The organism is Streptomyces sp. UF-297 (assembly GCF_058245575.1).
The window spans coordinates 25,472-32,334 of record NZ_JBSIBZ010000102.1; the positions used below are offsets into that span (position 1 = coordinate 25,472).

Annotated in this window: 7 protein-coding genes; 4 read left to right on the forward strand and 3 right to left on the reverse strand. The window is 71.2% G+C overall.

Annotation, left to right across the window (positions count from 1 at the left end; translation table 11 throughout):
* Positions 1–21 precede the first annotated feature (21 nt).
* Positions 22–1,191 carry a steroid 3-ketoacyl-CoA thiolase gene (locus tag AC4IJH_RS37535; protein WP_490856479.1) on the reverse strand — a complete coding sequence of 390 codons (1,170 nt, stop codon included), beginning with the start codon at positions 1,189–1,191 and terminating at the stop codon, positions 22–24.
* Positions 1,192–1,430: 239 nt separating this feature from the next.
* Here AC4IJH_RS37535 and AC4IJH_RS37540 point away from each other — a divergent pair, with 239 nt between their 5' ends.
* The 4 genes from AC4IJH_RS37540 to AC4IJH_RS37555 all read left to right on the forward strand — a co-directional run bounded on the left by AC4IJH_RS37540 (position 1,431) and on the right by AC4IJH_RS37555 (position 5,999).
* A complete protein-coding gene (locus AC4IJH_RS37540) occupies positions 1,431–2,663 on the forward strand; it encodes a cytochrome P450 (RefSeq protein ID WP_490856480.1) in 1,233 nt (410 codons plus the stop codon).
* 53 nt (positions 2,664–2,716) lie between these two features.
* Complete coding sequence (locus AC4IJH_RS37545; RefSeq protein ID WP_490856481.1) at positions 2,717–3,679, forward strand: MerR family transcriptional regulator; 963 nt, start codon at positions 2,717–2,719, stop codon at positions 3,677–3,679.
* Between the two features lie 219 nt (positions 3,680–3,898).
* Entirely contained in the window at positions 3,899–4,612 is a 714-nt protein-coding gene (locus tag AC4IJH_RS37550; protein WP_490856482.1) for a hypothetical protein, read from the forward strand.
* A gap of 124 nt (positions 4,613–4,736) precedes the next feature.
* The gene (locus tag AC4IJH_RS37555) at positions 4,737–5,999 is read left to right on the forward strand and encodes an EsaB/YukD family protein (RefSeq protein ID WP_490856483.1); all 1,263 of its coding nucleotides are present in this window, start codon (positions 4,737–4,739) and stop codon (positions 5,997–5,999) included.
* A gap of 94 nt (positions 6,000–6,093) precedes the next feature.
* Here the strand turns inward: AC4IJH_RS37555 and AC4IJH_RS37560 are convergent, their stop codons facing one another.
* Positions 6,094–6,432 carry a hypothetical protein gene (locus tag AC4IJH_RS37560; protein ID WP_490856484.1) on the reverse strand — a complete coding sequence of 113 codons (339 nt, stop codon included), beginning with the start codon at positions 6,430–6,432 and terminating at the stop codon, positions 6,094–6,096.
* Positions 6,429–6,863 (reverse strand): cbb3-type cytochrome c oxidase subunit I (locus AC4IJH_RS37565; protein WP_490856485.1); only part of this gene is annotated, 435 nt, incomplete at its 5' end. The genes AC4IJH_RS37565 and AC4IJH_RS37560, both read right to left, overlap by 4 nt.

The window sequence follows — 6,863 nt, forward strand, 5'->3', positions numbered from 1 at the left end:
CGCCCGCAACCTCCGTCGCAACTACAGCCGCTGAATGATCGTCCCCGTGGCCAGCGCCCCGCCCGCGCACATCGTGATCAGGGCGAACTCCTTGTCCGTACGCTCCAGTTCGTGAAGCGCCGTGGTGATCAGGCGGGCGCCGGTCGCCCCCACCGGGTGCCCCAGCGCGATGGCGCCGCCGTTCACGTTGACCTTCTCCAGGTCCTGTTCGAAGACCTGGGCCCAGGACAGGACCACAGAGGCGAAGGCCTCGTTGATCTCCACCAGGTCGATGTCCTTCAGTGACATCCCGGCCTTGCCGAGCACCGCGCGCGTCGCGTCGATCGGCCCGTCCAGGTGGTAGTGCGGGTCGGCGCCGACCAGCGCCTGTGCCACGATGCGCGCCCGCGGCTTGAGCTTGAGGGCCCGCGCCATCCGCTTGGAGGCCCACATGATCGCGCAGGCGCCGTCCGATATCTGCGAGGAGTTGCCGGCGGTGTGCACGGCCGTCGGCATCACGGGCTTGAGGCCGCCCAGCGCCTCCATGCTCGTGTCGCGCAGCCCCTCGTCGCGGTCCACCAGCCGCCACATGCCCTGCCCCGCCGCCTGTTCCTCCTCGGTGGTGGGCACTTGTACGGCAAAGGTCTCGCGCTTGAAACGCTCCTCGGCCCAGGCGATGTGCGCCCGCTCCTGCGAGATCAGGCCGAGCGCGTCCACGTTCTCCCGGGTCAGCCCGCGGTTGCGGGCGATGCGCTCGGCGGCCTCGAACTGGTTGGGCAGATCGACGTTCCACTCGTCCGGCCACGGCTTCCCGGGCCCGTGCTTGGAGCCGCTGCCCAGCGGGACCCGCGACATGGCCTCCACGCCGCACCCGATGCCGATGTCGATCACCCCGCCCGCGATCATGTTGGCCACCAGGTGGTTGGCCTGCTGCGAGGAGCCGCACTGGCAGTCCACCGTCGTCGCCGCGGTCTCGTACGGCAGGCCCATCGCCAGCCAGGCGTTGCGCGCGGGGTTCATGGACTGCTCCCCGGCGTGGGTGACCGTGCCGCCGACGATCTGCTCGACGCAGTCGGGCTGGATGGCCGTACGGGCGAGGAGTTCACGGTAGGTCTCGCCCAGGAGGTAGGCGGGGTGGAGGTTGGCGAGCGCTCCGCCGCGCTTGCCGATGGGGGTGCGTACGGCTTCGACGATGACGGGTTCAGCGGCCATGACGTGCCTCGTCCTCTCCTCGCGTCCGCGGCGCGCCCGGGCTCCGCGAAGGAACTAGTACGCGTTCTAGTTCCGGAAGCACAGTCTTATGGAGCGGGTCACAGGGGTGCAAGGGGCGTGCACGAGCGGCCGCCCCCTTGCCGGCAAGTCGAACGGCCATGACCCTTGCCACTTGTAGAACTCGTTATTACCTTCACCCGCACACATCTGATGGTTCGTCAGTTCACCTGGAGCCGCCGATGCCTTGCCCAGCACTGCCCGAGGGGTTCGACTTCACCGACCCCGACGTCTACCAACAGCGCGTCCCCCTCCCGGAGTTCGCCCAGCTGCGGCGGACCGCACCGGTGTGGTGGAACGCCCAGCCGCACAACATCGCGGGCTTCGAGGACGACGGCTACTGGGCGGTGACGCGCCACGAGGACGTCAAGGAGGTCTCCACCAAGCCGGAGATCTTCTCCGCCGGCCTCAACACCTCCATCATCCGCTTCAACGAGTCCATGACCCGCGACCAGATAGACGTGCAGAAGCTGATCATGCTGAACATGGACCCGCCCGAGCACACCCGGGTCCGCCAGATCGTCCAGCGCGGCTTCACCCCCCGCTCCGTACGCGCCCTCGAAGGCGCCCTGCGCGACCGGGCGGCGAAGATCGTGGGGCAGGCGCGGGCAGGCGGCCGCGGCGACTTCGTCACCGACATCGCCTGCGAACTCCCCCTCCAGGCCATCGCCGAACTGATCGGCATCCCCCAGGAGGACCGGGCCCGCATCTTCGACTGGTCCAACAAGATGATCGCCTACGACGACCCCGAGCTGGCCATCACCGAGGAGGTCGGCGCCAACGCGGCGATGGAGCTGATCTCGTACGCGATGAACCTGGCCGCCGAGCGCAAGCAGTGCCCGGCCAAGGACATCGTCAGCCGGCTGGTGGCAGCGGAGGACGAGGGCAACCTGGCCTCCGACGAATTCGGCTTCTTCGTCCTGCTGTTGGCGGTGGCCGGCAACGAGACCACCCGCAACGCCATCACCCACGGCATGCACGCCTTCCTCACCCACCCCGACCAGTGGGAGCTCTACAAGCGCGAGCGCCCCACGACGACGGCCGACGAGATCGTGCGCTGGGCGACGCCGGTCGTCTCCTTCCAGCGCACCGCCACCCAGGACACCACCCTCGGCGGCGCCCGTATCGCCAAGGGGCAGCGCGTGGGCATCTTCTACTCCTCTGCCAACAACGACCCGGAGGTCTTCGAGCGGCCCGAGGTCTTCGACATCACCCGCGACCCCAATCCGCACCTGGGATTCGGCGGTGGCGGCCCGCACTTCTGCCTCGGCAAGTCCCTGGCCGTACTGGAGATCGACCTGATCTTCAACGCCATCGCGGACACCGTCCCGGACATCGCCCTGGCCGGCGCCCCCCGGCGGCTGCGCTCGGCCTGGCTCAACGGCGTCAAGGAACTCCAGGTGACATACCACTGAGGGGTGCGGGCGGCAGCCGGGCGCGGGCGGCTGGGCGATCTAGCATGTGCGGGATGAGCGATGTGCCCGAGGGGCAGCACCGTCAGGAGATTCCGCACGGCCGTACGGGCCGGATTCCACGCGACCGTACGGCCGCCCGCGCCCCCGGACAGCAGGAGTACCGCCTCCAGGAGCTGGCGCTGGCCGCCGGAGTGAAGGTGCGCGACCTGCGGCACTTCCAGGAGCGCGGGCTGCTGCCGCCGCCGCGCCGCGAGGGCGGCATCGCGTGGTACTCCCAGGACCACCTCGCCCGGCTGCGCCTGATCAGCGACCTGCTGGAGCGCGGCTACACGGTCGGCGGCCTCACCGAACTCCTCTTTGCCTGGGAGCGGGGCCGCCCGGTGGCCGAACTCCTGGGCCTGGAGCGGGCGATGACCCACGGCTGGCCCCAGGAGGAGCCCGTACGCCTCGGCCTGGACGAGCTGCGGTCGCTCTTCGGCCACGAGGCGACCGGGGCCAATCTGCGCCGTGCGGTGGAGCTGGGCTACCTCACGGTGGACGGCGACACCGCCACCCATGTCAGCCGGCGCCTGCTGGAGGCGGCGCTCGCCCTGGTCGGGGAGGGCGTTCCGCTGGCGGCGGTGCTGGCGGCCGGGGACTTCGCGCAGCGCCGTACGGCCGACCTCGCGGACCGCTTCGCCGCCCTGCTGCGCACCCATGTCATCGGCCCGTCGGGCCCGGGCGAGCTGCCCCCGGGCGAGCTGCCGGCCGCGCGCATGCGGCGCATCGCCGAGGCCGTGGACCGGCTCCGCCCGGTGGCGGGCACCGTGGTGGACGCGGAGTTCGCGCGCGCGATGGAGCGCCGCGTACGGGCCGAACTGGAGGAGCTGCTGGGCGCGCGGCCACCACAGCCGCACCAGAAACCCTCCCCGGCCCCGGGGCACCTCTCGCCTCACGAGCCCTCCCCGGCCCCGGCACGCCCCACGCCCCACGAGCCCTCCCGCGCCCCGGGGCCGCCCCCGCCCCGCGAGCCCTGAAGCTGTCGCATCCTCAACCTTGCCAACGCCCGAGGGCGGTCCTACATTCAACTCGCCGGTAACACCCGGCAGTTCCGCATCCGCGCACACCGCTCTGCACCGGCCACACCGCCGCCGCGCGCGTCCGCACCAGCGGCCCGCGGCCCCTCCCGCGCCACCGGGCCACTTCCCCTCCCCCGGCCCGCCGACCTCGCCCCCTCCCCTTGGAGGACACCCGAGATGACGACGCAGCGCAGCCTCTGCAGCAGCACCCTGCTGGCCGTGGGTACGGGCGCCGCCGTCGCGGCACTGACCCTCGGCTGCAGCGACACCTCCTCGGCGCAGCCCGCCACCGCACCCCCCACTGCGCCCGCCTCGCCGGCGGCGCCCTCGGGCGCGCCGTCGTCCACCACCGTCGCCCCGGCCGGGCACGCCTTCACCGCCGAACTCAGCGGCCAGGCGACGTTCAAGGCGGGGTCGGTGACGGTGACCTGCACCGCCTCCAAGGCCACCGGCCAGGTCCCGGCGGCGCCGCGCAACCACAACCCCGCGGGTCCGGTCGCCAACTCCCTGGCGGCGCCCAGCTACGGCTCCTGCACCACCAGCGTGCCCGGCGTCAGCGCCACCATCGCCACCTCGGGCTCCTGGGGGATCTCGCTCCAGTACGGCGCGCAGGTCACCGCCGGGCTGACCATCCCCTCCGGCGGCTTCGTCCTGAAGACCAGCGGGCTCGCCGGCTGTACGGTCACCGCGGCGCCCGGTGGAACGGCGGCCGTCAACGGCACCTGGACCAATGGCGCCCCCTCGGCCCTCTTTGTCGCCAACGCCTCGGTACCGGTGCGGATCGAAGGCGGGTTCGGCTGCCCGATCAGCACGAACACCTCGGAGATCAGCGCCGCGTACAAGGTCGCCGACACCACCGACCCCATGGCGCAGATCACCGTGACCGGGTGAGCCCGTTCGACTGAATCCGCTCGGCCCAACCCGGTCGGATGCACCCTCCTCAATCACGCGTGACAGCGGCCGCGGTTCGGCCATACTGCTGCAATCGCACGGTGGTTGAGGAGGACGGGTGCGTTTGAAGATCGCAGTCCGCGAAGGCGACTGGGTCAAGGTGTCCTACTCCCCCTACGGGAACGGCTACGCCTTCGCGCTGCATCAGCGCATCGCGTCCGGGGAGTTCACCGACGGCTCCGGCGACCAGGAGGGCACCGCCGCCTTAGACCGCCGTGCCGAACGCCTCCCCCGCTGGGCCGACTTCGAGAAGGACTGCCTCAAGGACACCTTCGACATCTCCGTCTCCGATGCGCACACCCCGGCCGATGTGCAGCAGCTGTGCCTGGCCAAGGCGTACCGCATCGGGGCGGCGGGCCCGGTGACCGATCCCCCGCCGCAGCGGGTGTGGCTCACCGACCCGGCCACCGACGAGCAGCTGGACGACTCCCTGACGCTGCGGGCGGCTGGCGTGCAGGACGGCGACCTGCTGGTCCTGTGCGTACAGCGCCCGGCGCACGACCAGTACAGCCTGGACGCGGCCCGTAACCCCGCGGCGCTGTTCGAGAAGCTCCAGCTCGCGGCGAACGCGCCGGCCGCGCACGACTCCCCGCGCCTGTGGGGCCTGCTCCTCTACAGCGAGGCCGACCACGAACTCGCCACCTACGTGCGCACCCACTTCGACGACCTGCACGCCCTGTCCGGCCCCGCCACCCGTGTCTTCGTCGTGGAGCGGCGCACCGACTGGCGTACGGCCAAGCGGTATTGGCGCGACCGCCTCCCGCCGGACCGGTACCGCACCCTGGGGGCCATGCAGTGGCTGCGCTGGCAGCCGTACGACCCCGAGGGGGCCCGGGCCTTCGCGCGGACGCTGGGCGTGGATCCCCGGGCGCTGCCCTGTCTGGTGTACCTGTGCGACCCCAGGGAGGGGCTGCGCGACAGCCCGAAGATCGTGTTCTCGCTAGAGGAGGCCACGCCGCGCGCCTTCCGGTCCCTGTTCGGTTCAGTCTCCGGGGCGCTGCGGCCGTCCGGTGCGGCGAGTTGGCGGGAGACGGTCACCCCGGCCTCGTATTTCAAGAATGTCGAGCCGCTGGACATTCACGAGGACCATCCGCGCAGGCGCGTCCACGAGCAGTACGCGGCGCCGGAAAAGGTGCTGCGCGACATGGCGGCGGCGAACCGCGTGGCCGGCGCGGCGGCTTTCGCGAAGGTGTACGCGGCCGAGGAGGCCATCAACGCCGCGCTGCGCCCGCCGTCGTCGCAGGGCGAGCAGCGGCGGGGCCTGCGGCTGGAGAACTGCCGGATCACCTACACCTCGGGAGCGCCCGGCGACCGGGCGGCTCCCTGACCGGGGCGGGCCGACCTCGTCCGGCCCGCCCCGGCCGTCGCGCGGATTCCGCGGGCCGTCGCCTCCCGGGACACCGCGGCGACGCGGTCACCGCCTACCGGGACATCGCGGCCACAACCGTCGCCGTCACCAACGCCATTCCGACGAGAAAGGCGCCCAGGAAGGCGACCAGAAGGCGTCTGCGCAGTACGTGGTAGACGCCCTCGTATTCGGCGCGCAGCTCACCGCTCCGGCTCGCGATCCGCTTCAAATAGGCCCGGGACACCTCCAGTTGGTCCTGGGCGTAGACGCGTTCCACCTCGGCCTGCTGGGACTCGGTCAGCCAGGGCATACGGGAGGCGAACGCACCGGCCCGCGCCCGCGCCTTGTCCTTCTCGGCCTCCCACAGCAGATACCCCTCGATCTCGTTGATCGCCTCGGCCGTGGTTCTCATACCAGCGCGCCTTTCTCGGTGTCCTTCTCGACGGCGGGCGCACCGATCTCCGGGTGGTGCAGATCAAAGGCGGGGGATTCGGAGCGGATGCGCGGCAGCGTGGTGAAGTTGTGCCGCGGCGGCGGGCAGGAGGTCGCCCACTCCAGGGAGCGGCCGTATCCCCACGGGTCGTCGACCTCGATCTTCTTGCCGTACTTGGCGGTCTTCCAGACGTTGTAGAGGAACGGCAGGATCGACAGACCCAGGGTGAAGGAGAAGATCGAGGAAATGGTGTTGAGGGTGGTGAAGCCGTCGGCGGCCAGGTAGTCGGGAATGCGCCGGGCCATGCCTTCGGCACCGAGCCAGTGCTGTACGAGGAACGTGCCGTGGAAGCCCACGAACAGCGTCCAGAACGTGATCTTGCCGAGCCGCTCGTCCAGCATCTTGCCGGT

Bases quoted from the DNA above. Each gene is read 5' to 3' on its own strand.
- AC4IJH_RS37535 (WP_490856479.1), bottom strand. From the start codon at position 1,191: ATGGCCGCTGAACCCGTCATCGTCGAAGCCGTACGCACCCCCATCGGC.
- AC4IJH_RS37540 (WP_490856480.1), top strand. From the start codon at position 1,431: ATGCCTTGCCCAGCACTGCCCGAGGGGTTCGACTTCACCGACCCCGAC.
- AC4IJH_RS37545 (WP_490856481.1), top strand. From the start codon at position 2,717: ATGAGCGATGTGCCCGAGGGGCAGCACCGTCAGGAGATTCCGCACGGC.
- AC4IJH_RS37550 (WP_490856482.1), top strand. From the start codon at position 3,899: ATGACGACGCAGCGCAGCCTCTGCAGCAGCACCCTGCTGGCCGTGGGT.
- AC4IJH_RS37560 (WP_490856484.1), bottom strand. From the start codon at position 6,432: ATGAGAACCACGGCCGAGGCGATCAACGAGATCGAGGGGTATCTGCTG.